The organism is Chlorogloeopsis sp. ULAP02 (genome assembly GCF_038404745.2).
In the GTDB taxonomy this organism is placed as follows: Bacteria; Cyanobacteriota; Cyanobacteriia; order Cyanobacteriales; family Nostocaceae; genus Chlorogloeopsis.
On sequence record NZ_JAYKTT020000005.1, the window covers coordinates 111,663 to 136,730 of the forward strand.

Annotated in this window: 25 protein-coding genes, 1 tRNA gene and 3 pseudogenes; 14 read left to right on the forward strand and 15 right to left on the reverse strand. The window is 41.3% G+C overall.

Features of this window, described 5'->3' with window-relative positions:
* Positions 1 to 58 precede the first annotated feature (58 nt).
* The 3 genes from psaB to U2718_RS04390 all read left to right on the forward strand — a co-directional run bounded on the left by psaB (position 59) and on the right by U2718_RS04390 (position 3,373).
* A complete protein-coding gene (gene psaB, locus U2718_RS04380) occupies positions 59 to 2,284 on the forward strand; it encodes a photosystem I core protein PsaB (protein ID WP_341995424.1) in 2,226 nt (741 codons plus the stop codon).
* A gap of 281 nt (positions 2,285 to 2,565) precedes the next feature.
* Positions 2,566 to 3,111 (forward strand): photosystem I reaction center subunit XI, encoded by a 546-nt coding sequence (locus U2718_RS04385; protein WP_341995426.1) that lies wholly within the window; start codon positions 2,566 to 2,568, stop codon positions 3,109 to 3,111.
* Positions 3,112 to 3,172: 61 nt separating this feature from the next.
* The gene (locus U2718_RS04390; protein WP_016873408.1) at positions 3,173 to 3,373 is read left to right on the forward strand and encodes a photosystem I reaction center subunit VIII; all 201 of its coding nucleotides are present in this window, start codon (positions 3,173 to 3,175) and stop codon (positions 3,371 to 3,373) included.
* Positions 3,374 to 3,436: 63 nt separating this feature from the next.
* Here U2718_RS04390 and U2718_RS04395 read toward each other — a convergent pair whose 3' ends face one another.
* Both U2718_RS04395 and U2718_RS04400 read right to left on the reverse strand, forming a co-directional pair.
* Entirely contained in the window at positions 3,437 to 3,580 is a 144-nt protein-coding gene (locus U2718_RS04395) for a hypothetical protein (protein ID WP_341995428.1), read from the reverse strand.
* A 254-nt stretch (positions 3,581 to 3,834) separates the two neighbouring features.
* The gene (locus U2718_RS04400) at positions 3,835 to 3,990 is read right to left on the reverse strand and encodes a hypothetical protein (RefSeq protein WP_341995429.1); all 156 of its coding nucleotides are present in this window, start codon (positions 3,988 to 3,990) and stop codon (positions 3,835 to 3,837) included.
* A gap of 28 nt (positions 3,991 to 4,018) precedes the next feature.
* On the opposite strand from U2718_RS04400, the pseudogene U2718_RS04405 reads away from it, so the two are divergent.
* Positions 4,019 to 4,300: pseudogene (locus tag U2718_RS04405) on the forward strand (hypothetical protein); the annotation flags it as partial.
* A 395-nt stretch (positions 4,301 to 4,695) separates the two neighbouring features.
* On the opposite strand, the gene U2718_RS04410 reads toward U2718_RS04405, so the two are convergent.
* The 3 genes from U2718_RS04410 to U2718_RS04420 all read right to left on the reverse strand — a co-directional run bounded on the left by U2718_RS04410 (position 4,696) and on the right by U2718_RS04420 (position 6,442).
* Positions 4,696 to 4,768, reverse strand: a tRNA-Ala gene (locus U2718_RS04410).
* Positions 4,769 to 4,799: 31 nt separating this feature from the next.
* Entirely contained in the window at positions 4,800 to 5,528 is a 729-nt protein-coding gene (locus U2718_RS04415) for an HAD family phosphatase (protein WP_341995431.1), read from the reverse strand.
* Positions 5,525 to 6,442, reverse strand: coding sequence for a class I SAM-dependent methyltransferase (locus U2718_RS04420; RefSeq protein WP_341995433.1), 918 nt, complete (start codon positions 6,440 to 6,442; stop codon positions 5,525 to 5,527). The genes U2718_RS04415 and U2718_RS04420 overlap by 4 nt, the downstream gene beginning before the upstream one ends.
* Before the next feature lie 233 nt (positions 6,443 to 6,675).
* Between U2718_RS04420 and U2718_RS04425 the strand changes: the two are divergent.
* The 4 genes and pseudogenes from U2718_RS04425 to U2718_RS04440 form a co-directional block, all read left to right on the forward strand.
* A pseudogene (locus U2718_RS04425) lies at positions 6,676 to 7,137 on the forward strand (RtcB family protein); the annotation flags it as partial.
* A 393-nt stretch (positions 7,138 to 7,530) separates the two neighbouring features.
* Positions 7,531 to 8,250 (forward strand): annotated as a pseudogene (locus tag U2718_RS04430) (RtcB family protein); the annotation flags it as partial.
* Positions 8,251 to 8,370: 120 nt separating this feature from the next.
* On the forward strand, positions 8,371 to 9,132 hold the full coding sequence (locus tag U2718_RS04435; RefSeq protein ID WP_341995435.1) for a class I SAM-dependent methyltransferase: 762 nt from the start codon (positions 8,371 to 8,373) through the stop codon (positions 9,130 to 9,132).
* A 303-nt stretch (positions 9,133 to 9,435) separates the two neighbouring features.
* The gene (locus U2718_RS04440; protein WP_341995437.1) at positions 9,436 to 11,589 is read left to right on the forward strand and encodes an acylase; all 2,154 of its coding nucleotides are present in this window, start codon (positions 9,436 to 9,438) and stop codon (positions 11,587 to 11,589) included.
* A gap of 49 nt (positions 11,590 to 11,638) precedes the next feature.
* Here U2718_RS04440 and U2718_RS04445 read toward each other — a convergent pair whose 3' ends face one another.
* Positions 11,639 to 11,779: a hypothetical protein gene (locus U2718_RS04445; RefSeq protein WP_341995439.1), complete on the reverse strand. Its 141-nt coding sequence runs from the start codon at positions 11,777 to 11,779 to the stop codon at positions 11,639 to 11,641.
* Positions 11,780 to 11,789: 10 nt separating this feature from the next.
* Positions 11,790 to 12,545 (reverse strand): glucose 1-dehydrogenase, encoded by a 756-nt coding sequence (locus U2718_RS04450; protein ID WP_341995443.1) that lies wholly within the window; start codon positions 12,543 to 12,545, stop codon positions 11,790 to 11,792.
* Positions 12,546 to 12,634: 89 nt separating this feature from the next.
* On the opposite strand from U2718_RS04450, the gene U2718_RS04455 reads away from it, so the two are divergent.
* Entirely contained in the window at positions 12,635 to 13,009 is a 375-nt protein-coding gene (locus U2718_RS04455) for a helix-turn-helix domain-containing protein (protein ID WP_341995446.1), read from the forward strand.
* 470 nt (positions 13,010 to 13,479) lie between these two features.
* On the forward strand, positions 13,480 to 13,875 hold the full coding sequence (locus U2718_RS04460; RefSeq protein ID WP_341995448.1) for a hypothetical protein: 396 nt from the start codon (positions 13,480 to 13,482) through the stop codon (positions 13,873 to 13,875).
* A 114-nt stretch (positions 13,876 to 13,989) separates the two neighbouring features.
* On the opposite strand, the gene U2718_RS04465 is transcribed toward U2718_RS04460, so the two are convergent.
* The 4 genes from U2718_RS04465 to speB form a co-directional block, all read right to left on the reverse strand.
* On the reverse strand, positions 13,990 to 14,421 hold the full coding sequence (locus U2718_RS04465) for an ester cyclase (RefSeq protein WP_341995449.1): 432 nt from the start codon (positions 14,419 to 14,421) through the stop codon (positions 13,990 to 13,992).
* Between the two features lie 102 nt (positions 14,422 to 14,523).
* Positions 14,524 to 15,585 carry a hypothetical protein gene (locus tag U2718_RS04470; protein ID WP_341995451.1) on the reverse strand — a complete coding sequence of 354 codons (1,062 nt, stop codon included), beginning with the start codon at positions 15,583 to 15,585 and terminating at the stop codon, positions 14,524 to 14,526.
* The gene (locus U2718_RS04475; RefSeq protein WP_341995452.1) at positions 15,569 to 16,846 is read right to left on the reverse strand and encodes a hypothetical protein; all 1,278 of its coding nucleotides are present in this window, start codon (positions 16,844 to 16,846) and stop codon (positions 15,569 to 15,571) included. The genes U2718_RS04470 and U2718_RS04475 overlap by 17 nt, the downstream gene beginning before the upstream one ends.
* Before the next feature lie 292 nt (positions 16,847 to 17,138).
* On the reverse strand, positions 17,139 to 18,173 hold the full coding sequence (gene speB / locus U2718_RS04480; protein ID WP_341995454.1) for an agmatinase SpeB: 1,035 nt from the start codon (positions 18,171 to 18,173) through the stop codon (positions 17,139 to 17,141).
* Positions 18,174 to 18,253: 80 nt separating this feature from the next.
* Here speB and U2718_RS04485 point away from each other — a divergent pair, with 80 nt between their 5' ends.
* Complete coding sequence (locus tag U2718_RS04485; RefSeq protein WP_341995455.1) at positions 18,254 to 18,427, forward strand: hypothetical protein; 174 nt, start codon at positions 18,254 to 18,256, stop codon at positions 18,425 to 18,427.
* A gap of 182 nt (positions 18,428 to 18,609) precedes the next feature.
* Here U2718_RS04485 and U2718_RS04490 read toward each other — a convergent pair whose 3' ends face one another.
* Positions 18,610 to 18,738: a hypothetical protein gene (locus tag U2718_RS04490; RefSeq protein WP_411813225.1), complete on the reverse strand. Its 129-nt coding sequence runs from the start codon at positions 18,736 to 18,738 to the stop codon at positions 18,610 to 18,612.
* A gap of 125 nt (positions 18,739 to 18,863) precedes the next feature.
* Here U2718_RS04490 and U2718_RS04495 point away from each other — a divergent pair, with 125 nt between their 5' ends.
* The 3 genes from U2718_RS04495 to U2718_RS04505 all read left to right on the forward strand — a co-directional run bounded on the left by U2718_RS04495 (position 18,864) and on the right by U2718_RS04505 (position 21,762).
* Positions 18,864 to 20,897 carry an FAD-dependent oxidoreductase gene (locus U2718_RS04495; RefSeq protein ID WP_341995458.1) on the forward strand — a complete coding sequence of 678 codons (2,034 nt, stop codon included), beginning with the start codon at positions 18,864 to 18,866 and terminating at the stop codon, positions 20,895 to 20,897.
* A 203-nt stretch (positions 20,898 to 21,100) separates the two neighbouring features.
* Entirely contained in the window at positions 21,101 to 21,427 is a 327-nt protein-coding gene (gene clpS / locus U2718_RS04500; protein WP_341995460.1) for an ATP-dependent Clp protease adapter ClpS, read from the forward strand.
* A gap of 14 nt (positions 21,428 to 21,441) precedes the next feature.
* Positions 21,442 to 21,762 (forward strand): DUF2103 domain-containing protein, encoded by a 321-nt coding sequence (locus U2718_RS04505; RefSeq protein ID WP_341995461.1) that lies wholly within the window; start codon positions 21,442 to 21,444, stop codon positions 21,760 to 21,762.
* Positions 21,763 to 21,829: 67 nt separating this feature from the next.
* Here the strand turns inward: U2718_RS04505 and U2718_RS04510 are convergent, their stop codons facing one another.
* The 3 genes from U2718_RS04510 to U2718_RS04520 all read right to left on the reverse strand — a co-directional run bounded on the left by U2718_RS04510 (position 21,830) and on the right by U2718_RS04520 (position 24,909).
* Entirely contained in the window at positions 21,830 to 22,150 is a 321-nt protein-coding gene (locus U2718_RS04510; RefSeq protein WP_341995462.1) for a hypothetical protein, read from the reverse strand.
* A 189-nt stretch (positions 22,151 to 22,339) separates the two neighbouring features.
* A complete protein-coding gene (locus tag U2718_RS04515) occupies positions 22,340 to 22,459 on the reverse strand; it encodes a hypothetical protein (RefSeq protein WP_341995464.1) in 120 nt (39 codons plus the stop codon).
* A gap of 92 nt (positions 22,460 to 22,551) precedes the next feature.
* A complete protein-coding gene (locus U2718_RS04520; protein ID WP_341995465.1) occupies positions 22,552 to 24,909 on the reverse strand; it encodes a response regulator in 2,358 nt (785 codons plus the stop codon).
* Positions 24,910 to 25,068 lie beyond the last annotated feature (159 nt).

Genomic DNA, 25,068 nt, shown 5'->3' on the forward strand with positions numbered 1-25,068 from the left:
GAACTAATGACTAATGACAAAAAACAATAAATTGACAAGCAAAACGGCTATCTAAATTATGGCTACTAAATTCCCAAAATTTAGCCAAGACCTTGCTAGCGACCCGACAACGCGACGTATTTTCTATGCGATCGCCACTGCTCACGATTTTGAAAGTCATGATGGGATGACGGAGGAAAATCTCTATCAAAGGATTTTTGCCTCTCACTTTGGTCATCTAGCAATTATCTTTCTGTGGGCGTCGGGGATTTTGTTCCACGTTGCTTGGCAAGGTAATTTTGAGGTATGGATTAAAGATCCTGTGCATGTGCGTCCTATTGCCCACGCGATTTGGGATGCTCAATTTGGGCCGGGAGCGATTGAAGCTTTTACCCAAGCAGGAGCGAGAAACCCTGTAGATATCTGCTATTCTGGCGTCTACCACTGGTGGTACACGATCGGATTGCGGACAAATACTGAATTGTATGTTGGCGCATTGTTCCTAATTCTGCTAGCGGCAGTTTGGTTGTTTGCAGGCTGGTTGCATTTACAACCTAGATTTCGTCCGAATCTGGGTTGGTTCAAAAATTCAGAAGCTCGCTTAAATCACCATTTAGCAGGTTTGTTTGGTGTTAGCTGCCTAGCTTGGGCTGGTCATTTAGTACACGTTGCCATTCCTGAATCTCGCGGTCAACACGTTGGTTGGGATAACTTTTTGTTTACTCCACCCCATCCCGCTGGTTTGTGGCCATTTTTCACGGGTCATTGGGCAGCATACGCTCAAAATCCTGATACCGCCCAGCATATATTTAATACCTCTCAAGGTGCAGGCACAGCAATTCTCACATTTTTAGGTGGTTTCCATCCCCAGACGCAATCCCTGTGGCTGACGGATATGGCACACCATCATTTAGCGATCGCAGTCTTGTTAATTGTTGCGGGTCATATGTACCGCACTAACTGGGGTATCGGTCACAACATCAAACAGATGATGGACGCTCAGACTTTCTTTGGTAGAAAAGTTGAAGGGCCATTTAATCTACCCCACCAAGGGCTGTACGAAACAGTAAATAATTCTCTGCATTTTCAACTCTCTTTGGCACTAGCGTGTCTGGGCGTTGCCAGCTCTTTGACAGCACAGCATATGTATTCCATGCCGCCTTATGCCTTTATTGCCAAGGACTTTACCACGATGGCGGCATTATACACGCATCATCAGTATATTGCCGGATTCTTAATGGTGGGGGCATTTTCCCATGCAGCCATCTTCTGGATTAAAGATTACGACCCAGAACAGAATAAAGGTAATGTCTTAGAGCGAGTGTTGAAGCACAAAGAAGCGATTATTGCTCATCTAAGTTGGGTATGCCTATTCTTAGGCTTCCACACCTTGGGTCTGTACGTCCACAACGATGTAGAAGTAGCCTTTGGCGCGGCTGATAAGCAAATCTTGATTGAGCCAGTGTTTGCTCAGTTTATCCAGTCGGCTAACGGTAAGGTTTTGTATGGATTTAACACACTACTATCAAACCCAGATAGTATAGCTTTCACAGCATGGCCTAACCATGCCAATGTCTGGTTACCGGGATGGTTGGATGCAATCAACAATGGCACTAACTCATTGTTCTTGACTATTGGGCCGGGTGATTTTTATGTTCATCATGCGATCGCTCTCGGTTTGCACGTCACCACCTTGATATTAGTAAAAGGTGCGTTGGATGCTCGTGGTTCCAAGCTCATGCCCGATAAAAAAGACTTTGGCTATGCCTTTCCTTGTGATGGCCCTGGTAGGGGTGGTACTTGTGATATCTCAGCTTGGGATGCATCTTACCTCGCCGTCTTCTGGATGCTGAATACTCTAGGTTGGGTAACGTTCTACTGGCATTGGAAGCATCTATGCATATGGCAAGGGAATGTTGCTCAATTCAACGAATCTTCTACCTATCTCATGGGTTGGTTTCGAGACTACCTCTGGGCAAACTCCGCTCAGTTGATTAATGGCTATAACCCTTACGGAACTAGTAACTTAGCTGTTTGGGCTTGGATGTTCCTGTTTGGACACTTAGCTTGGGCTGTTAGCTTTATGTTCCTAATTACATGGCGGGGTTACTGGCAAGAGTTAATCGAAACTCTAGCTTGGGCGCACGAACAGACACCTCTATCCTTTGGTTACTGGAGAGATAAACCCGTTGCTTTGTCAATTGTTCAGGCTCGTTTAGTTGGCTTAACTCACTTTACTGTTGGTTATATCGCTACCTACGGAGCCTTTTTAATTGCCTCAACGGCAAGTAAGTTTGGTCAATAAATCAACTGTTGACAGTTAAATTTTAGCTGTCAACAGTTAATAAATAAATCTCAATAATTGAAATTATAATTTGTTATTTATATTTCAAAAATCCAATTATTAAAAATATAAAGTTTCGACCTCCTCTCTTGCTTGACTGAGCAAGAGACTTTCCTATTTCTGTTTAGATTATTGTTAATTTTATTATTAAAAATCTCTAAAAATGGATTTGATAAAATCAATAATTGATATATTTGGAATTAAGATAAAAACAAATCTGTTCAACACAAAGGATACTAATAATGTCTAATACAGTTGACACGGTTGATACAGTTGATACAGATATAATAAAACCCTTCAAAGGCGATCCTTGTCTTGGTAATCTATCCACCCCTATTAATGATTCTCCTTTAGCTAGAGCTTTCATTAATAATTTACCTGCCTATCGTAAAGGGTTAACTCCTTTCATGCGAGGACTTGAAATTGGTATGGCTCATGGGTATTTTCTTGTCGGGCCAGAAGTTGTAATTGGCCCTTTACGGGAATCAGCACATGGAGCAAATCTCAGTGGATTAATAACTGCAATATATATAGCTGTGTCAGCTTGTTTGGGAATTTCCATTTTTGCGATTACAACATTCCAAGGAAATCCGAAAGGTTCTTATAGTTCTTATTCCACAGACTCATTAAGACCATTGAGAAGTCGTGAAGAATGGAGTCAATTAAATGGTGGAATTTTTCTTGGTGCAATGGGTGGTGCAGTATTTGCATATTTGCTACTCGAAAATTTTGACTCTTTGGATGCCATCCTGAGAGGAGCAGTTAATGTTAGCTACCTACCGTTTTAATTCCACTGATTTTACTTTGGATAAGTTGGAGTTTCAATTTTGAATTGTAGAGGAGTACATCATGGTAGATATGACACAACTCACAGGTGACTATGCTGCTTCATGGTTACCCTGGATCATGATTCCCCTAATTTTCTATATTTTGCCTTTTCCCGTGTTTGCCATACTATTTTTATGGATTCAAAAAGAAGATTCCGAGCAAATTCAAGAAACAGATAGCAATCTTGCAAAAGTTGGAGAGCTTGAAGCGCCTAAACCGTAAAAGAGTGTTTCTTGAAAGTGACATTTTCACGGGGGTGCTAATTTAGCTGTCAATAAACCCTCTTTAATGAGAAGAACTTACTCGTACACACTGCTCAAAGCTTAACACTGCAAGCGTTTCGCGGGGGATAAAGAAAGAATAGGTATTTGAGCGATCGCCATACCCTCGCGAAAAATTTACCTGTTGTTTTTGAGAGCGTCGGGGCATGGTATCGTTTGAGCCATGTTTTTTTGTATTTTATCTCGTTTTAATTCCCATATGGGGATGAAAGTACGAATAGTTGCTACTTGTAGTTAGGTATAAAATCAGAGGCGAAATAAAAAATCTCCTTTAGGTATCGGGCGAGATATTCTTCGCTTGCAGTTCAGACTTACAGCCACCTTATAAACGTCCGTATACAGGATATGGAGTAGCGTGACAAAACACACACCCTGATGATGTAAAGATTACGCTACCCTCAACTATTCGTTACCGTGAATAATGGGAGCAACTTCAATACCAATCGGGTTAATTTCACCAACTGGCAATGGATTACCTTGCCAGTCACGTTGGGCATCCATATACTGCATCCGTCGCTTAGGTGGAATACAAGTCATAGCTAGCGCCATAGTCATCATCTTGGTTCCACCTGTAATGTCAGCAACTCGCTTTCAAGAACAACGAGATTTAATTTTGGTACAAAACCCAGACGATTTAAGCGAATGCTATCCTAAGATTCACGCTTTCATCCGCAATTTGCAGCAAGAAGCAAGCCATGAGATTATGGCTGACTACACTGGTGGAACTAAAACTTTATCGGCGGCGTTAGTAATGGCAGCATTTGATTGCGGGATTTCTCTGTACCTCACGATTGCAGCAAGGGATAACCTAGTGAAGGTAGAACGGGGAGAATTGACGCAAAGAGTAGACACGAGTTTTCGCCGCTAAAGTAATAAATGCGATCGCATTCTCACAGCCAGCATTCCGTTTTTGCAAAAAGCCCTGCATTCTAGAAGGGTGAGGCTATACAAACCAAACCCACATAGGCGGGCTGAAATATATTAGCCCACGAAGGTGGGCTTTGTCTGTGTAGCGATACCCTTCTAGGGTATCACGTCAAAATTGGGATGCTTCCTGCTTTTCAATTGAAAACTTAATGTTGATCTAATATGTAATTGTCAAGGTTCTAAATTTTATTCCCAGCAGTGTAATAGATTACTCCTTAACTTTCTACCAGCGATCGCATCCTAATGATTGTAGTGTGATGCACACCTTAACTGGTTCAATCCCAAAAAAATCCCTCGAATCGATAAAGTATTGTCGGCGTCAATTTAATGTACAAATGGAGAATACCGGATTTGAACCGGTGGCCTCTGCGGTGCGATCGCAGCGCTCTACCAACTGAGCTAATTCCCCAAACTGCCAGTGTTTTCCGCCATTAGCCATTCTAGCATTCACTTGCTGTAGGTTGGCACTGGCGCTGTAGGTAAACTTCCTGTACCCGTTCTAGTTCTAAGTCAGTTAGATAATCTACAGTCCAGTTTGCCTGACGCTGAAGCATATGAAAAGGGTAAGTATTCGCTATACCCACTACTTGCATCCCAGCTTGTTTTGCTGCTTGAATTCCTGCGGGAGTATCTTCTATTACTAAACATTCATTTGGTTGAAGATTTAGTTCGGGATCTGCTTGATTCAGGTATTCCACAGCTAATAAATAACCGTCTGGCTCTGGTTTACTAGCAGTAATATCATCTCCAGCTACGATTACACAAAAATGTTGAGCTAATTTAGCACGTTCCAGTACAAGTTCTATTTCTTTACGGATTGCACCACTGACTAAAGCTAGCTTTAAATTGCGCGATCGCACTTGAAATATCAAATCATCTAAACCAGGATACAAAGGCAGTTTTTCCAGCTTTTCTAATTCCTGCACGTACAGATGTGCCTTCTTTTGCAACAACTGAGTTAAATATTCTTCACTTACAACTCGACCGCGATTTTTGAGTATATCCCGCACACAGGCGCGATCGCTGCGTCCGAGGCAAATTTCTTTGTACTCACCCGGTTTGAGAGTAAGATTTTCTTCAATTAGGATTTGCTTAATCAGTTGTTCGTGGATCGACTCATCATTAATGATGACGCCATTAAAATCAAACAGAACTGCCTTTAGAGTCATGCCGTTGTATTGAAAGCTGGAGAGGGAAAGCCCTGCAAATCGTTGTTGTCTAATGTTTTGTTTGTTGGTGTAGAAGTGTACTGCCGCATATTCACTTCAGCAATTTCTTCTGCTGTTGGTATCGGTTTTATGCCGCTAGACACTTGATGTATCCACCATACATCCTGGGTTTGTACTGCTTCAAATCCTGCTGCACCCATCCATGCATCCATATTGCCAGCTGCATACTCACGAATATACGGCTCCTCAAACACATCATTGAGCCATTCTAACTGACTTAGGGCCTTTTGATTACCATCGAGAATCAGTACTTGTCCACCTACCTTCAGCAATCGGAAGCTTTCTTGCAGAATTGCTTGTGATACTCTTGACGGTGTTTCGTGAAATAACAAAGCAGCCGTCACTAAGTCAAAAGAATCGCCAGCAAAACCTGTCTTTTCGGCATTACCGTGTCGCCAGTGAATATTCAAAGCTGCACTTTCGGCTTTATGACTAGCTCTTACTAGCATATAAGGGGACAAATCTAAACCAATAACTTCTGCTTCCGGGAAAGTTTGCTTGAGCATTAATGTTGTCGATCCTGTACCGCACCCTAAATCCAGAATGCGACGTGGCTGTACTTTGACAGCATCAATTAAAGCCTGGCGTACCCAAACCTCATTTGGTGGTAGCACGTACTGAGTAACAGCGTCATAGGTAACCGCCGCACCAGATTTTAGATATCCGCCCTGAATGCCATGAAAGTTTTGAGTGCTGTAGTAAGCAGGAACTGTAACATCAGCACGTCGGAAGCGATCGCTTTCCTTCTCCCAATCCACACTCTCAGCGTAGCGCCGCAACCCCTCTTCATCGATGAAATAACGTACTACAGGAGACAAAAAACGCTCCCAAATTGTATCTTGACGAACTGCCATAGGATTGTTTCAGAATCGATGACTGTTTTTACTACAGTCATTTTCTTTACAGATTTTAATATATCTGTGCGAAAGATACTTTCCTCCTTTAGGGATAGGCTTGACATTTGTTATCTTTAGTAATACATTTGTAATACATAAACAATACATAAATTACTGCCTCTCAAAAAGAAGGAAGCGATTTAAATTGTTAATTGTGTTTTTATTAGTAGTTAACCACTAAAATCTTATATATGCCTTACGAAGAATTAGAAATTTCTACTCCATCTCCAGTTTTATCTTGGGCAAATCACCCCTTAGGCTCAGAAGAAATTAAGATGGCAAAAAATGTAGCATCACTGCCATTTGTATTTAAACACGTGGCATTAATGCCAGATGTTCACTTAGGAAAAGGAGCTTTAGTTGGTTCTGTAATTGCTACAAAAGAAGCTATTATCCCTGCGGCTGTGGGTGTAGATGTTGGTTGCGGTATGGGTGCAATTAAAACTCCATTCAAGGGTGAACAACTAGAAGGAAAATTAAAGAAAATTAGGCAAGATATTGAAGCAGCAATTCCTACTGGTTTCAATGAAAATAAAGATGTAGAAAAAAGTGTTACCAATTGGCAACGCTGGCGTGATTTCAAAGACTTGCATTCAGGAGTGCAAGACTTGCAAGGTAAAGCAATGAGACAAATGGGTTCTCTCGGTGGGGGTGAAAGATTGCCCCTTACTGTAGTAATACAGTAATCAAAACTCGTCCAAATCGGTGAAAGCTGAGATTGCTAATACCGAGGGAAGCGGTAAAACGCCCCGTAGAGAGCAGAGGGACTTGGGCATCCTAAAATCATTTAGGATGAAAGTGTGCTCCGAACTATACCGAATCGGAAGGTATAGAATCAAGCAGAAATGTCTTGGTCGATTGCAACTTTCATCTGTGATATTGGGGAGTAATGAAAACCACAAAAATTTTTGGACACCTGAAGAAGATAAATTTATTACTACCCATTCGGTTGAGCGTTCGATGAAAGTATTAGGTAGAAGTCGAAACAGTGTTGAACTGAGACTGTGGAGACTTGGCAAGCTTAACAAGCAATTAGTAACAAATTGAATCATTTTATTGAAGTTTGTCTCGATACAGAAAACCAAATTTGGCTGATGTTGCATTCCGGTTCCCGCAATATCGGTAATATGCTTGCTCAGTGCCACATTAGTACAGCCAAGGAATTGGCTAAGATGGCAGGTAATAAATTAGCCGATCCGGATTTAGCCTATTTTGTAGCTAATACGCCGGAATTCAAAGCATATTGGCGAGATTTGCAGTGGGCGCAGGATTATGCGCGTTTCAATCGCGATGTGATGATGGCGCGTTTCAAGTACATTATCGAAAAGCATTTGGCGGGTGGAAAGGCAACTAAACCCTTATTAGAAGTGAATTGCCATCACAATTACGCTGAAAAAGAAGTGCATTTTGGTGAGGAAGTATATGTAACTCGTAAAGGTGCAGTCCGCGCCCAACAGGAAGATTACGGCATTATTCCTGGTTCAATGGGGGCAAAATCTTATATCGTCACAGGTAAAGGTCATGCCCACAGTTTTTGTTCTTGTTCTCACGGTGCAGGACGTTTGCTATCAAGAAATAAAGCAAAAAATGTCTATACTCTTGATGATTTGATAGAGCAAACAAAAGGTGTTGAATGTCGAAAAGATACAGGTGTTTTAGATGAAATTCCTGGTGCTTATAAACCAATAGACCAAGTTATGGAAAACCAATCTGATTTGGTGGAAATTGTGGCAACTCTCAAGCAGGTTGTCTGCGTGAAGGGATGAATCAACGATTTTACTGAAGGCAAATTTCAAAAGTGAGAAGGCAGTAAGAAACTGGAAAAAGGTAACTTAGTGTCTTCTGACTGTTAATCATAAAATGAATAAAAATAAGGATTATAAAAGGTGAATGAAAAAACTCTGAAAGTCTTTTTTGAAATTCATCAGGGTATACCCAGGCAAGGGCCTGGTGATTCTGAATCCACAAAAAAAGCTTTTCTAAAATTGGTTGATTTGCCATTAAATATAAAGATACTGGATATTGGTTGTGGAGCGGGCTTTCAAACTTTAGATTTAGCCAATTTGATCAATGGAAAAATTATTGCGATCGACAATCATCCTTTGTATGTCGATGAACTTAAACAGAAAGTGCTGCAAAAAGGATTTTCAGACAAAATCGAAGTAGTAAATGCTGATATGTTTACCCTCGATTTTCCTCAGGCAAGTTTTGATATTATTTGGTCTGAAGGTGCAATATACATTATCGGTTTTGAAAATGGACTAGAGCAGTGGAAGTCTTTACTTAAACAGGGAGGTTACTTGGCGGCTACGGAAATTACATGGCTCAAACCTCATCCACCCAGCGAACTAGAGGAGTTTTGGAATGCGAATTATCCCGCAATGCAGGATGTTGAAGGTAATTTGAAGATTTTTCAAAAAACTAGTGGATACAAAATTATTGATTGGTTTGTACTACCGGAGTCAGCTTGGTGGAATTATTACTATAATCCCCTTGAAGAGAGAGTGCAGCTATTAAAAAAATATTACCAAGATGATGCAGAGGCTCTTGAAGTTATTAATATGACTCAATTAGAAATTGACCTTTATCGGAAATATTCTGAATATTACGGTTATGTCTTCTATATTATTCAAAAATTGTCAAATTAACTCACAGAAAAGTCTTTGAATTCCTTACCCGATAAAAACGCTAAGGGGCTTGGATATACAGATAGGGAAAGCGATCGCCTCACACAAGTACCACGATTGTGAATTGGTGATCAGAAGATTGAAGCAGTTGACAGCATCTTGATTTTATTTTATTGTTTATTGCAAATAAATATCATTTATTAAGTGTAGTGTGACTGCGATCGCAGGTGCTTTCACTACCTTAGTATTGGTTTTTGAAGACATGAGTGCAGAAGCACACTTTGTCTACTATTTGAGTTTTCTTTGCAATTTACAATAATTGTTATGTTTGTGATTTCGCAGTTAAATTTTATTAAAGGCATTTTCCCTTCTTGGCATAGGCGTTATACCAGTAAAGTTTTTCCTAAAACATATTTCCGCGTCTTATCCTTTATGCTTAGTGTTGTACTTGCCTTAGCTTGGGCAAGTCCAAGCCTAACTTTATCGCAACGAACCACAGAAATACTTTGGGATACTTATGGTGTTCCTCATATTTATGCCAAGGATGCTCCCAGCGCTTTTAAAGCCTTTGGCTGGGCACAGATGCAAAGTCACGGGAACTTGCTTTTGCGACTGTATGGGCAAGCACGGGGAAGGGCTGCCGAATACTGGGGAGAGAAATATTTAGAATCGGATCAATGGGTTCTGACGATGGGAGTTCCAGAGCGATCGCGCTCTTGGTATAAAGCACAAACTCCTGCATTTCGTCGTTATTTAGATGCGTTTGCTGCTGGTGTCAATGCTTATGCTAAAGAACATCCTGACTTAATTGATAATGAAGTAAAGGTAGTGCTACCAGTGAAGTCGGAAGATGTACTGGCGCACCTGCAAAGAGTACTTTATTTTACTTTTGTAGTCAGCCCAGAGCAGATAGCAGGTATTACTGACGCAGAGCAAAAACCGGGATCTAACGGTTGGGCGATCGCACCGAAAAAGTCTGCAAGTGGCAAGGCGATGTTGCTAGCAAATCCACACCTGCCTTGGGCAGATTTATTTCTATGGTACGAAGCACAAATTAACGCACCAGGAATTGATGCTTATGGAGCAACACTTGTAGGAATTCCAGTTTTAGCGATCGCCTTTAATGATAATTTGGGTTGGACACATACAGTCAATACTCATGATGGCTGGGATGCTTATGAACTCAAGTTGGCTGATCAAGGTTATCGCTTTGATGGACAAGTTCGCCCCTTTCAAACAAAAACCCTTTCCTTAAAAATTAAGCAAAAAGACGGCACTTTGCGCAAACAACCACTAGTAGTGAAAAGTTCTATTCACGGCCCTGTTGTTAGCGAGAAAGATGGTAAAGTTTTAGCGCTAAGAGTTGTCGGGCTGGATCGTCCAGGCGTACTAGAGCAATGGTGGGACATGGCACGAGCAAAAAACCTGTCTCAGTTTGAAACTGCGCTCCAGCGTTTGCAACTGCCAATGTTTACAGTGATGTACGCAGATAGAACCGGAAACATCATGCATCTATTCAATGGTCAAGTACCAGTGCGTCAAGAAGGTGATTTTGAATATTGGCAAGGTATAATTCCGGGCGACACCTCTAAAACTTTATGGACAAAGATTCACCCTTACCAAGATTTACCCCGCGTACTCAACCCAAAAAGTGGTTGGTTGCAAAATGCCAACGATCCACCTTGGACAACAACATTTCCACCTGCTATTAAAGCAGATAATTTTCCGCCCTACATGGCACCACGTCATATGTATTTTCGGGCGCAGCGATCGGCGAGGATGTTGGCGGAAGATCCCAAAATAACTTTCGACGAAATGGTTGCATACAAACATTCAACTCGCATGGAACTTGCCGATCGCATCCTAGATGATTTAATTCCCGCAGCACAAAAGCAGGGAAGTGAGTTAGCAAAACGAGCCGCGAAGGTACTGACAACTTGGGATAGGCAAGCCAATGCAGATAGTAAGGGTGCAGTTCTTTTTGCTACTTGGGTAGAGGAAATGGATCTAGATCAGGCGTTTAGCCAACCTTGGAATGAAAACTCTCCACGCACTACTCCCAAAGGTTTGGCAAATCCTGCAAGTGCAGTAGCAACACTCCAAGCAGCAGCAGCCAAGGTTGAGAAAGCTTACGGCAAGCTAGATGTACCTTGGGGAGAAGTTTTTCGGGTTAAGTATGGAAATGTAGATTTACCAGCCAACGGAGGAGAAGGAAAATTAGGCATCTTTCGTGTACTCAACTTCGTTCCAAATTCTGATGGGCGCTTCCAATCTTTTGCAGGCGATTCTTATATTGCTGCAATTGAATTTTCTAATCCTGTACGAGCAATGGCACTTACTAGCTACGGTAATGCTAGTCAGCCGAATTCACCTCACAACGGTGATCAATTGCAGATGTTTGCCCAGCAACAGTTGCATCCAGTTTGGCGCAATATGAAAGATATCAAAGCTCATTTAGCAGAACGTAAGGAGTTGTAAGCAAAATGTCCCCCAGAACTTCAGTTCTGGGCTAACAGCATAAGTCCACTCACCAGTCTTTGCTAATAAATTCCCGAACTGCTGTCAAATAGGCGATCGCTTCTCCATAGGGGCGCACAAAAGCTAGCTCATGCTGTTTGTATTTGTATCCGAGTTTTATGAAACGGTATAACAAAAATTCCTGTATCAAGATAGCTTTGTTAAGCTGCCAGCACTCCTCCATCAACAGCAAGGGTGTGTCCGTTCACATAATCGGCACTATCAGAACACAGCCAAACAACAGCATTGGCTATGTCATCAGGCTTGCCCAAACGCCCAGCAGGAACAAAATTCTCGAAAGCTTTGGAATTACCACCAGTTGCTTGATTCAGCATATCAGTTTCAATCGGCCCTGGTGCGATCGCATTAATCCGGATTTTTTGTGATGCGTATTCCAGTGCTGCTGTTTTTGTCAGCATAATCACAGCTGTCTTGGAAGCGTTATAGATAGAAAAGCCAGGTGCTAGGGGACGGAAACCATTGATAGACGATGTATTAACAATCGTTCCACCATTATCTTGAGCCAACATCTGGGAAATTTCGTACTTCATACATAGAAAAACCCCCTTCACATTAACTGCAAAGATGCGGTCGTAAGCTTGCTCTGTTTGCTCTGCTAAGGAGGCATTTTGACCAAGCATACCTGCATTATTAAATGCGATGTCAAGACTGCCAAACTTATTTACAGCTGCCGCAACAGTTGCTTCTACATCTGCTTCTTTGGCTACATCTGCTTGAACAAACAAGCCATCGCTTCCTGCCTCACGAATCAGACGAACAGTCTCATTACCTTCTTGTTCACGTCGTCCGACAACAACAACCTTAGCACCAGCACAAGCAAAGGCGATCGCTGTAGTGCGCCCAATCCCAGAAGTACCACCTGTAACTAGAGCAACTTTATTCTCTAACGTTGTCATCTTATTCACACTCTATCAACCAATAAAGCAGTGTGACTGATTTAGACTCTTTTCCACAAGTAGGCACCTTCTGGTGATATAGTTACCTCATGGTTCCCAAAAATGACCGAAAACTTCTTCTCACCCCAGATTGCCCGATGCGGCAAATGCTCGATTTGGTAGGAGATAAATGGACACCACCAGTGTTGTATATTTTGTCTTCTGGTACGAGTCGATATAGTGATTTTCAACGTCAAATTCCTGGAGTTTCCAAGAAAATGCTGACACAAACCCTGAGAAGATTGGAAGCCGCAGGTATCATTCAAAGAACTGTGTATCCAGTTGTGCCGCCAAAAGTGGAATATAATCTCACTCCCTTTGGTGAAAAGCTGATTGAACCCATAGCAGCTTTGGCAAATTGGGCTAGGCAGCACCAAGAAGAATTGAGGCTTGTTTCCGAACGTCAACAGAGGAAGATAGATTAATGCCAAATGTATGATCAATTAATGTTGTTTTATCTAAGTGAAACACTCAGGAACTTAAAGATTAACAATCTAAAATCCAAAATTAGTATGAGGCGATCGCCCACGCTACCTCAACAAGAACACAAGCTTAATTTCGTCACCACAGTTTAAAAGTAAGCGTGAGAGTGCTCCTTGATCAAAAATAACTTAGCTCACTGATGCTAGATATTCTCTAAGACAGAGCTGAAGCTCTAACCAACTGTCCAAAGATGCCTTTATTTTCCCTAACCAAGCTATGACTTTTGTTAGAGGGATAATTACTTTGTTTGCAGTTAATCTTATATTTGTGTTCAAAAGAGTCAATTGGCTTGAGAATAGGTTGAAATCTTACTATATCTTATCGCTAACCTATAACTCCATTCGTTATTTGGAGTAAGCCAAAGATACCTCAAAACTGGGAAAAGACAAGAATTAACTAATGGAGTATTGGCATGACAAGTTTATTTTCTAAGGCGATCGCTAGCATTAATTCCTTATTTCAGGGACTTCAAGTAAAGCGTTTTTTGTCCATTGTTCTAGTTGGCTGTCTGCTGCTAACAACCAATGTTGCTTTTGGTAATGATAACCAAAACTTGACTGAGAAAGTTCGCGAAAAGGTACAGCAGAATGATGCTCAAAGACCGAAAACAGTAGGACAATGGAATCGGGAAGCTCGCGAAACAGAAGGCAATCCTGGGGAAAGACTTCAAAGAATTGGGCAGCAATCAGGAGAAGCTTTTAAAGAATTTGGTTCAGGCTACGCAGAGGGCGCTAAAGAAACTGCCCGTGACGTAGGAGAAGGTACAGCAAATGCAGGCAAAGATATCTCTAACCAAGTTCGCCGTTAGGCATGTGATGATACTGGGTTGAGATTGAGTCTCGGTTTCTAATACTTGCCTAAATTCCTAAATCTGCACTGTCCCTACACAGTGCAGATTTATTTTGAATGCAAATTATATAGTTTATAAGTGACCAAGTTGCTTTAGTCCGTTCAGATTGTCCCATTCTACCCACGCTTCCACAATTTGATTATTCTGCACGCAGTAGATGGCAATGTATTCTGCTTTCAGTTTTTTCCCGCTCGGTGAAGATGCCATCCAACCTAGTTGTGTTCCCTCAAATCGTTGCCTTATTGCTACTTTATCTCCTTCAGCAAGGATATCTTCGATACTTTCAAATCCATCAGGAAATGTTTCCACCTCACGGCGAAGAAACTCTTTTAGTTGATCTCGATTGCAAATTCCAGGTTTGCCAGTAGCATCGCTAAGTCGCACGAAATCGATGGCAACCAGTTCATCAAGCTTATTCCAGTTTTGTGCGTTGATTGCGTCAATGAATTCTCGAACCAAAGCCTTATGGCGATCAACTCTTTCTTTTTCCTCGCTTGGAATCATCTTAGTTACTCTTGCTGTTTTACAGCAAACATCGATCGAGCCGCTTTATTGTGTTTTCTGCCTAACTGTTTATTCAACAAGAGTGTGTTAAGTAATGCTGCTTTAGTTTGCTTCTTCAATACTGAAGTTAATTAACCACTTTAGCTTTGTTTTATTGCCATTTAGATATGCTTTGACAACTTCTGCAACTTGAGAAACGCGGGTTAATGGTGTGACATAATCAAAGATATTTGCCATGACACGAAGAGTTTCTCTTGTCCAAGGGCCATCCACGACCAGAATTCCCATAAGCATTTGATTTTTTCCTTTCCAATTAATTGCAGAAAACATCTTGTCTTTAGCATATAACGAAGCGTGGCGTGTAGAACTTTTTCGTACCTCAATGAACGCTACTGGATTTTGAGCATTTGGGATCACAAAATCAGCACGAAAATCATACACTACTCCTTTAAGACTTTCATACTCTGATTCACGCATAAAGGGTACTTGCAAATCAGATAGTGCATCAGCAACTATATTCTCTAATAAAACTTTCCCTACAAGGTCGCGAACTATTCCTTCTAAAGTAGGTTCAATAGCCTGCAAGAGCCTCTCTTTTGAAAATAAGCGGTTTCTCAAGTTGTGATTAATCCGCTCTATTATTTTCTGTGCGACAACTTTAGAAATATTCTTATCCGATGCAGTACCTACTTCCCGCTTTAGTTCTGATTTACTTCTAATTCCTGCTAATTGTTGAAAAAATGGCAACAATTCTGGTTTAGAAGATATATAATCTGCTGATAATGCTCTAAGTTGATCAGTATCTTCAAACAAAGAATCAACTAAAGAATTTGCAAAAACACGCATTCGTTCATAAACTCCTGCTGTGATTGCTGACTCTGTATCAAGAGTCACTGCTAACATACGCTCAACTTCATGTTTAATTTCTTCTGAAGTTGATGTGTCTGGATCTAAGTCTAACGAAAGACCGTGAATGACAACTAAACGACTTTCACGAGAATCTAAATTAAGATTTTGAATATTTGAAAAGCCATCAGAACTTTTACTAAGAGCAAGATAAATTTCAATATATGATTCCATCGCGTTAAACGCTACTTTATAGAGAGTAGTAGATTCTGTGACTGCAAGTTCACTATTCTCAGAAAGTTCAAGGTCTTCTTCCATAAATCCAATACTCTCCAATTGGTGTACCTGCCCCCTCACGCTTCGACAATATCCAACGATTTCCCCTAGTTCTTAAAAGCTTAATTTGAGTTTTTTCAAAACCTATTTCTTGAAGTAGTAATAGAGTCAATTTTCCTGTGGGGATGTGTACTCCATATAGATAAGCATCACCAATAATTACATGAATATCAGTATTTGATTTTAGAAGTCTAAAGCATTCAGCAAAAATTTTCTTAACTTCAGCAAAATAGGGAAAAACAAGAGAATAATAATCCTTTTTACCTGCTCTTTGTGTTCTACGTATTTTTAGTTCATCAACGAGTGGATTAACATATTTTAAAAAATCAAAACTTAACTGTTTTGCATAAAATTCGTGATTTTTCTTAATGCTTGTTGGAATAGTTGTTGTGTTTGGAATCAGAACACTTCGCACCTTATCAGTAACCTCTCTCCATGAGGTTGCATATTCCCAAAAGTACAATTCCATTCGACTCATCTCTGCATAATCAAAATTATTAAGATAGGGTGGAGAAGTGATACAAAGAGATGCTATTGAAGCAGGCTGTGATGATAAAACATGAGCTGAATCTTTGATAAAATCACAATGAAGATTTTGTTTTTTAGGTAATGAATAAAAATCTTCTATCACTTGTGCCTCAATTCGCAATAGAGCATCACAAAAGGAATATGATTTCTTTTTCGTTGTAGGTGCTTTATAAATGCCGTCAGTTTGGGATTTACTGGTTAATTCAAGAATAGTAGAGACTACCAATCTGTAAAAAAGCTTGTTATTTGTAGTAATTTCTGATTCTCTGATTTTTGCACTCACAAGAACCCTAAGCTCTGTTTCGGGAATAATTTTCTTCAGAAAAGTTAATGCATCAACTGAGTAGATATCTGTCAATTCTCCTTCATATGGAACTAGTTGATGTAATATGGAGAAAACTTCATCAGGATTGACAGTACCCAGTACAGCTTGACATTTTGCTGTTGCAAGATCGGCAAAGTAAGGATTGGCTTCGCAAGAAATAGTGCTAAAACTATCAAGCAGACTTTGAACTGGGGTGGTTCCTAAACCGCCAAATGGATCTAGCACAGTATCTCCTGGAGATAAGTTAGCTTCTTGGATACATAAAGATACAAATTCGGGTGAGTATCCTGCTATGAAATTTGCCCATCTATGAACAGGATGACGGGAGCTTGTTAGATTTGTCGGTGCAATAGCTGGGTGTATTGGTTCGGTGAAAAGCGAAAGCTGCATTATGTACTGCTGATTTTTGGAATCCAAGATTATTTATTATAAGCAAATAACTCCGACGGCGCTCAGTTTGCTAAATTTTGCTTGCGTTTTTATATCGCTTTGGGCATACTATGACGTAGTGTTAGGTTGTCGCCCGGAGGGCGTTTACCAGGCTTAGAGTTCAAGTCAGTTTTAACTGACTGAAAACTTTACCTAGTCTGATTTATCAGACTTTAGCTTTCAGCCAAGAAATTCATTTCTTGACGGACGATGCTTGGCGATCGCATCTAGAAGCGCTATCCTAAGTCTTATATTATTGCTGCGATAAATCCATCAAATTTGCCAATTTATAAACAATTCGCGCACCAACATTGCCATCCCACTCAGCGTCACCGACTTCGCAAACATCAAAGCCAATTATTTTTTTACCACTATTTACTAATTCACGAAACAAACAAAAAGCTTGCTCTAATTCCAGTCCACCAGGAACAGGAGTACCTGTATTTGGACATAGTTTTGGATCTAGTCCATCTACATCAAAGCTAATGTAAACATACTCTGGCAAATGGTCGATAATTTCTCGACATAACTCAATCCAAGTTATTCCAGAGTAAAGCTTTTGTTTAAGAATAGGATCGTAATAAGCAACAATTCGACTATTTGATTCGCCAATCATTTGCACTTCATCATGAGAAATATCACGCAAACCCACCTGCACTAACTTAGAAATCTGGGGTATTTTCATGGCATTAAACATAATGGATGCATGAGAAAATTCAAATCCCTCATAGGCATCGCGTAAATCTGCGTGCGCATCGATGTGTAAAATGCCGTAGTTTGTGTATTTAGTTGCTAATGCCTGGAAATAACCTAACGGTGAACTGTGATCGCCACCAATGACAGCAACTCGCTTACCGTTGTTCATTGCTTGCTGACACTGTTCAAATAACCATTGACTCACTAGTTGACAAGCTTGATTAATTTCTGTAAGGACAGGTGTTAAATCTGGTGTGTCTGTTAGCGGATTTCCTTGCTCAAGTCGCTCGATGATTTTTGCCGCTAAGGCACGATAATACTTATTCTTCTCTAGAAAGTCTTGGGGAATTTCCACCATAAAAATTCCCTGTTTCCATCCATCAGGATGATCAAAATCGAACAAATCTAGTTGAGGTGAAGCATCCAGAACCCGCTGCGCCCCTTTGGCAGTACCTGCGCCATAAGAAACGGTGACTTCCCAAGGTACACCAAAAACAATTAAGTTTGCAGACTCGTAATCAAACGGTAAACCAAAGAGATTATCATTGAGTTGACCGATGCCACTGGGATCATAATCTTGGAGATTAGTCATAGTACTTGAGAGAACTTCACTATTACCATGTTATGGATTAAATGGAGTGCTAACATCTCAGGTTTGTAATCAGCACTTTAGTGCTGCAAAATCAAGGACTAAACACTTATAATTCATGCGATGAACCACTAGTCCTATTTTTGGAGGATGGAAAAGTATCTCAAAAGTCGTTTTTGACGGAACGGGTTAGTCGAGTCAGCGATCGCGTGATGTTGCTAGTTGAAGAAGGTATTCGGATGGTTCTTGGACTGTAAGCTTTATTTACACTTTTAAATAATGTGAATTAACGTGAAAAGAACATTTTAGGGGTGTTAGCGTCTCAAAGAACTGATAAAGTACCTAACAAAAGCAAAAATATTAGCTTTTTACGTATATAAACCCGTATGGTTGCTTTTTCTGCCATCTATACAAGGGCGTAAGGTAGTCATGTGATAAATCACACAACGAAGGAATGAAAACGGTCTTCCTTCTGCCTACTGCCCCACCGAACTTCAGAGCCTCCTTGTGGAGGAGCTTGCGCTAACGCCGTGCGACGGTGAATCAGTCCTGAAGGCGGGTTTCCCACGCCCAGGGAACTGTGAACCCGGAGGGCGCTCTGAGTTCTCTCTGACCTCTGCCTTATTTTCAAGACAGATGGCTGAAATCACAACCCTAAGTTCTGATCTAGGAGTTGAACGGAATCATATCTATATGAAGGGCCAATACTTAGTTAGTTTTCGTCTATCATCCTTAATTAGTTTCACTCTCATCTCTAGTTTTATTGCACCTCACTCTGTAGTCGCTGCATCACCGAGAACACCCGATAAAACGGTAAACTGTGACATTCTCGTTGTGGGTGGAGGACTTTCTGGTGCCGCCACAGCATATGAAGGCTTGCTGGCAGGTAGAACGGTTTGCCTCACAGAAATTACTGATTGGCTGGGAGGACAAATTTCTTCTCAAGGAACTTCTGCACTTGATGAACGACCAACTCAACGTGCCAAGCTATATTACTCTCGTGGTTACTTAGAGTTGCGAAAGCGGATTGAGCGTAAGTACGGGAAGCTCAATCCTGGTGATTGCTGGGTAAGCGATTCTTGCTATCTACCCCGTGACGGGCATGAAATTTTGAGATCTATGCTCAGAGATGCCGAAAAACAAGGTAGAGGCAAGTTGCAATGGCTTCCGAACACAGTCGTTAAGGAGTTGAATATTAGTCCCGATCGCAAAATTATAAATAGCGCGATCGCGATCCAACACAAGCCAGCACCCAATGCCCCACCCCTAAACACTTTTACTTTATCCCAAAGCATCGAAGACGCCTATCGCTATCAAAACTCTTCTCGCTTTACCAAAAACATTATCCGCTTGGTTCCCAAACAAGCACAAAAAGGTAATGCTCCTAACTGGTATGTTATAGACGCTAGTGAAACTGGGGAAATTATTGCCTTGGCAGATGTTCCCTATCGCCTGGGTATTGATGCTCGTTCTTACTTAGAGCCTTCAGCCTCTAGTGCCAACAACGATCCCTACTGTACTCAAGGCTTTACTTATACCTTTGCGATGGAGGCAACCCAACAACCGCAACCCCAAAAAATGCCTCCTTTTTATCCAAATTATGCACCTTATTACAGTTATGAATTGTCCCGTTTGGCAAACTTTCCTTTAGTTTTTACCTATCGCCGCATCTGGAGTCCCCAGACAGGAGAAACAACGAAATTTGGAGGCATAACTTTTACAGTTCCTACCCCAGGCGATATTTCCATGCAAAACTGGACTTGGGGTAATGACTACCGTCCTGGAACCTCCAAAGATAATCTAATTTACACTCGCCAACAGCTCCAAGCTACCGGACAGTTAAAACCAGGCGGTTGGATGGGCGGACTGCGGACAGAAACTTTGCGTAGAGGCGAAGAAAATGCTTTGGGTTTTTATTACTGGTTAGTAGCAGGTACTACTGATTCCCAATTAGGAGATGGTGTCAAAAAACCACAACCAAACAATCGCTTTCTTTCGGGGCTAGATTCGCCAATGGGGACAGCACATGGCTTGTCGAAGTATCCGTATATGCGCGAAGGACGGCGTATTATTGGACGCCCAAGTTGGGGCGCTCCCGATGGTTTTGCGATTTGGGAAATTGATATTTCTCGCCGCAACTACGACGATGAATATTATCGTCAAACTCTACCACCAGGAGAATATCGCCGTTTGAAAGCAGCGTTATCTGGCTTAGAAGCCTTATCAGTCCTTTCTGGACAACAGCGACCAGAAAATGTCGCTCGGCGGACTCGTTCTACTATCTTCCCTGATGCTGTGGGTATTGGTCACTATGCGATTGACTTCCATCCTTGTATGACTAAAAGCCCACCAGAAACACCTGGAAATACAGAGCGTGCAGGTGAAAGGCGTGGGGCAGGACAAGCTTACCCCTTCCAAATTGCGCTCAGAGCTATGATTCCGCAAAAAATAGATAATTTGTTGGTAGGAGGTAAAAGTATTGCTACCAGTCATATCGCAGCAGCAGCATATCGGGTACATTCCTTTGAGTGGTCATCTGGTGCGGCAGCGGGAACTACAGCGGCTTTTGCGCTAAAAAATAATATCGCACCTTATCAACTCGTAGATAATTTACCCAGACCAGAACCCCAACTAGAAGTCCTAAAGCGTTTGCTAGAGAAAAACGGTAACCCTACCGCTTTCCCTGATACCTCGATTTTTAACCAAAATTGGGAAGATTGGAAGTAATTAGATAGTAGTTAGTAGGTAGTAGGGGCGGGTTTATTTATGTATCTTCGCCATCTTCGAGAGATTACTGTTAAAACCCGCCCGTACAGTAGTTAGTAGGAAGTTCTTTACCAATAACCGCTATCCACTAACCACTAACCTCTAACCATGAACTAAACTAATAATTTGTAGTGTAGTTTTGGAAAAACTTGGGTTAAGTATTTATGGTTACCAGACTTTCAGCAGCTTTTTACGGGATGGCAACGGCACCAACTGTAGCTCCTGAACGGTCTAGTCAAGTTACCCGCAAGACCTATCCAAATTACAAAGTCATTGTTTTGAATGATGACTTTAATACTTTTCAGCACGTAGCTGAATGCTTGATAAAGTATATTCCGGGTATGACTAGCAATCGCGCTTGGGAACTCACTAACCAAGTACACTACGAGGGTCAAGCCATTGTCTGGGTTGGGCCTCAAGAACCAGCTGAACTCTACCATCAGCAGTTACGTCGAGCCGGTCTGACAATGGCTCCTCTGGAAGCTGCATAACTAAACTAAATAATATGAAAAAACCTACCCCAGACACTCGTAAGGCAAGCTCTCCTAAAAATGGCAGATTAGTTTGGAATCACTCAACCCACATCCCTGGTCTGATCCCCATTCTTGAACGTCTCTGTAAACAGGGTGGCATTCAAACTATAACCCCAGGACAGATTGGACGAGTAAAAGGTCATTGCCCAAACTTGCAATTGCGGGTGTCTGTACCCATTCGGGGAGGTTTTAAAGCGATCGCGCGTCAGGGCAAAACAGTGCAAGAGGTATTTATCCTTACTACTTTGCAGCAGAATCAACTTGAAGAAGCGATTGCGATCGCGATGAAATAGTTGTTAATAGTCAAAAGTCTAGATTTCTTTTGCTATTGATTTTTGACTAGTGACTATTAAGCGTTGACTACTCCTGAACATGCCGTACAGCAAATTTATGTAGAGGCAAACTGACAATACAAGAAAATGTTAAAAAATATGATAAAGCAGTGGTGATTCTTAAAGTCATATGTATTGCTTCCCAGTGTGGTAAAGCAATTTTTTCAATACCAAAAGCAACACAGTAAACTAGCCAATATGAAAAGCTCATTCTAAACAGTATTTGTTCTGTGATTTCAGCTTCATCATTTTGTTGTTTGTTATTCCAAAGTAAAGCCAAACCAAGAATACAAGCTACAAATGAAACAGCAACTACAAAATCATGACAAAGAAAACTCACTAAATACATTTGTGCTGATCCCCAAAGTTTTCCATTGCAAGAATCAGTCTAAAGGAATATTTATTCGAGTTAAGCAAATAGTTACAAACTGAAATAGATTACAGCAAAAAATGTAAATAAATACTACGAATTTATAAATTTAGTTATGGAATACAAAAGTCAGAAGCCAGAATTCAGAATAGCAGCACAATTAAGCTGTCAGCAATTTGCTAACTTCTTGCAGCCGTTATAGAAATAGCTGCTGTTGGTAATTGCGAAGTTAACCCATATATCTTTAGTTTTGGGAAATTCATTACTAAATTTATGAACAGACAACACAAATTGATGTGCCTTCTGCCAAACACCTAAATCTTGAAAAGTTTTTGCTGTTTCTGTTCTGATTATTACTCCTAAATTCTGACTTCTGTCTTCTACTTAATCTTCAGGATAGAACTGGCAGCCTGGTACAAAGATGCCACATTTAAGCCATCTGTTGGATACTCAACTACAGCAAAGTTACATACAGCTTGATATCGAGTTCCATCAGCAGCTATGAATATTTGTTGGCGGAGGGTAGTTAAAAGATCCGAGAGGCGATCGCTCATTTCAGCCTTTGTTAAACCTGGTATGCCTACCACAAATTCTCCACTTCCCCAGTAACCCACAACTTCACCGCCGCGAAACGTGGATTGAAAAAGGCGGCCCCATTTTTGTAATACTTGATTACCTGCTTCGTGACCGTACCGAATATTTATTTGTCGTAAGTCAACCACATTGAAGATTGCCAGGCAAACCAATTGGTTGTGTTTCTGAGCATGGATAATCAACTGTTGCAAATCTCGATCAGAATGAGGCTGATTTGCAACTCCCGTGATCAAGTCTTTGGTAAAGAAAGCTTGTAATAAGTGAGCGCGTTCTAGGCGATGAGTAATCCGCGCTAGCAATTCTGCACCTACTACAGGTTTGACAACATAATCATCAGCACCAGCAGCAAATACCTGTTGTACCGTTTCCATCTCCCGATGAGCAGTGAGAAACAAAATTGGTAATTCCTGCCAATTGGGATCGGTACGAACTGCCTGGCAAAGCTCAATCCCGCTCAACTGAGGCATATCCACATCTAGAATTAACAAATCTGGCATGACAGCTTGGAGTACCTCCCAAAAACGTAGTGGATCTTCTAGTTCTGCCATCCGTATGCCCCAAGGTTCTAACATCGGGCGTAGTATCCCTAGCATGACTGGATCGTCATCTACAACCAGTATATTTATTACTTGAGAACGGCTGCGCTGTAATATCTGTAATGCAGTATTCCAAATTTGAGTAGCTGTGACGGGTTTAGCCAGAAATCCCCGTGCTCCAGCACGAGCTACTGTGACGCGATCTACCAATCCATCACCAGTAGCAAGTATCAGTACTGCCAGAGGTGGAGTACGATTAGCTAAGTCTAATAGTAGTGCCAAACTTTCTTCTCGCCACCCCGCCTCATCTATACTGAGTATCACCAAATCGGGTGATGTATTTTGCAGGTAGTGTTTAGCATCCTCTAACTTGGTAATTTGTTTCCAGTAAATATCCCCTGTCTGTACTAATTGTTGCAATTGTAATCCTAATTGCAAATCAGGATCGATGAGCAGTAAACGGGCATTAGGAAGGGGAGAGAGTGGAGGAGTGGAAGACGCGGAGAAATTATTAAATTTATTCCCCGCGTCCCCTTGTCTGGGTGTCCCCCTATCCTCTTTCCCCTGTTCTTTCAGATTTAATAAATTGTCTAATTTCTCTATCAGTGACAGTAATTGTCGCTGTTGATCTGTCGATAACTTAGCGTCACCCTCTAGAATTTGTTCTATTTCTCGTGCCGTCTGGGTACCAGTTTCTTTACCAAACATTCCCAACACACCAGCTAGTTTGTGTGCTGCTCGCCCCGCAGACTGGCGTAAATCAGAACCTAATTTTCCAGTGCGCAATTCTCCTGCGGCTTGTTGCAGTAGTTGTATCCGTTCTGCCATTAGTCCTTGATACTGATTCCACATTCCACTCATCGCTTGATTGAACTGCTGTTCAACATCTGGATTGGGAATTTTGGTTGGGGAGGTTGAGATTTGAGATTTTTCCTGGGAATGTGGTTTCAGCCGATATCCTACACCATAGACATTTTCAATCCAGTCTACTGCTCCTGCTGCTTTTAACTTTTGCCGCAAGCCTTTGATGTGCGACTTTACACTTTCTTCTTGAGGAGGATCGTCAAATGTCCACAGATGCTCAATAATATCACCCCGACTATAAACTCGCGCTGGATTCCGCAAGAATAGCTCCAATAGGCTGTATTCTTTGGGTGTTAATTCTACTGCCTGATCTTCGTACTTAGCCTCACAAATACTTGGATCTAGTCGTAGTGAGCCTACTTGTAATACGGGAGTACGAGGAACATCTCCCCGACGCAACAGCGCTCTTACCCGTGCTTGAAGTTCGCCAACCTCAAAAGGTTTAATTAGGTAATCATCTGCACCTGCATCCAGTCCGCGAATACGATCGCTACTGGCATCTTTAGCTGTCATTAATAAAATCGGAGTGAAAAAGCCTTTGGAGCGCAATCGCTGGCACAAGGTAATACCGTCTACTTTTGGTAGTCCTACATCCATCAGAAGCAGGTCATATTTAGTACTTTCGGCATATTCCCAGCCAGCTTGCCCATCCGCGACGATATCTACAACATAATTGTGCTTGTGGAGCGATCGCGACAAGATATCGGCTAAAACCTCGTCATCCTCGATGAGCAAGATTCTCATTCCTCGTTTCTCCCATCTCTCACTGCTGTCAATATATGAGGAGAATCGCCTGTTTTTAGTAAGTATGTCAACTGAATATAAAAGTGCGAAAAATTACTAATAATTTGGCTATTTTCTCATAGGTTATAAATTAAAAATTATTTTGTTCAAACTGGCATT

Coding starts and splice junctions, on each gene's coding strand:
- psaB (WP_341995424.1), top strand. CDS start 59: ATGGCTACTAAATTCCCAAAATTTAGCCAAGACCTTGCTAGCGACCCG.
- U2718_RS04385 (WP_341995426.1), top strand. CDS start 2,566: ATGTCTAATACAGTTGACACGGTTGATACAGTTGATACAGATATAATA.
- U2718_RS04390 (WP_016873408.1), top strand. CDS start 3,173: ATGGTAGATATGACACAACTCACAGGTGACTATGCTGCTTCATGGTTA.
- U2718_RS04395 (WP_341995428.1), bottom strand. CDS start 3,580: ATGCCCCGACGCTCTCAAAAACAACAGGTAAATTTTTCGCGAGGGTAT.
- U2718_RS04400 (WP_341995429.1), bottom strand. CDS start 3,990: ATGATGACTATGGCGCTAGCTATGACTTGTATTCCACCTAAGCGACGG.
- U2718_RS04415 (WP_341995431.1), bottom strand. CDS start 5,528: ATGACTCTAAAGGCAGTTCTGTTTGATTTTAATGGCGTCATCATTAAT.
- U2718_RS04420 (WP_341995433.1), bottom strand. CDS start 6,442: ATGGCAGTTCGTCAAGATACAATTTGGGAGCGTTTTTTGTCTCCTGTA.
- U2718_RS04440 (WP_341995437.1), top strand. CDS start 9,436: ATGTTTGTGATTTCGCAGTTAAATTTTATTAAAGGCATTTTCCCTTCT.
- U2718_RS04450 (WP_341995443.1), bottom strand. CDS start 12,545: ATGACAACGTTAGAGAATAAAGTTGCTCTAGTTACAGGTGGTACTTCT.
- U2718_RS04455 (WP_341995446.1), top strand. CDS start 12,635: ATGGTTCCCAAAAATGACCGAAAACTTCTTCTCACCCCAGATTGCCCG.
- U2718_RS04460 (WP_341995448.1), top strand. CDS start 13,480: ATGACAAGTTTATTTTCTAAGGCGATCGCTAGCATTAATTCCTTATTT.
- U2718_RS04465 (WP_341995449.1), bottom strand. CDS start 14,421: ATGATTCCAAGCGAGGAAAAAGAAAGAGTTGATCGCCATAAGGCTTTG.
- U2718_RS04470 (WP_341995451.1), bottom strand. CDS start 15,585: ATGGAAGAAGACCTTGAACTTTCTGAGAATAGTGAACTTGCAGTCACA.
- U2718_RS04475 (WP_341995452.1), bottom strand. CDS start 16,846: ATGCAGCTTTCGCTTTTCACCGAACCAATACACCCAGCTATTGCACCG.
- speB (WP_341995454.1), bottom strand. CDS start 18,173: ATGACTAATCTCCAAGATTATGATCCCAGTGGCATCGGTCAACTCAAT.
- U2718_RS04495 (WP_341995458.1), top strand. CDS start 18,864: ATGAAGGGCCAATACTTAGTTAGTTTTCGTCTATCATCCTTAATTAGT.
- clpS (WP_341995460.1), top strand. CDS start 21,101: ATGGTTACCAGACTTTCAGCAGCTTTTTACGGGATGGCAACGGCACCA.
- U2718_RS04505 (WP_341995461.1), top strand. CDS start 21,442: ATGAAAAAACCTACCCCAGACACTCGTAAGGCAAGCTCTCCTAAAAAT.
- U2718_RS04510 (WP_341995462.1), bottom strand. CDS start 22,150: ATGTATTTAGTGAGTTTTCTTTGTCATGATTTTGTAGTTGCTGTTTCA.
- U2718_RS04520 (WP_341995465.1), bottom strand. CDS start 24,909: ATGAGAATCTTGCTCATCGAGGATGACGAGGTTTTAGCCGATATCTTG.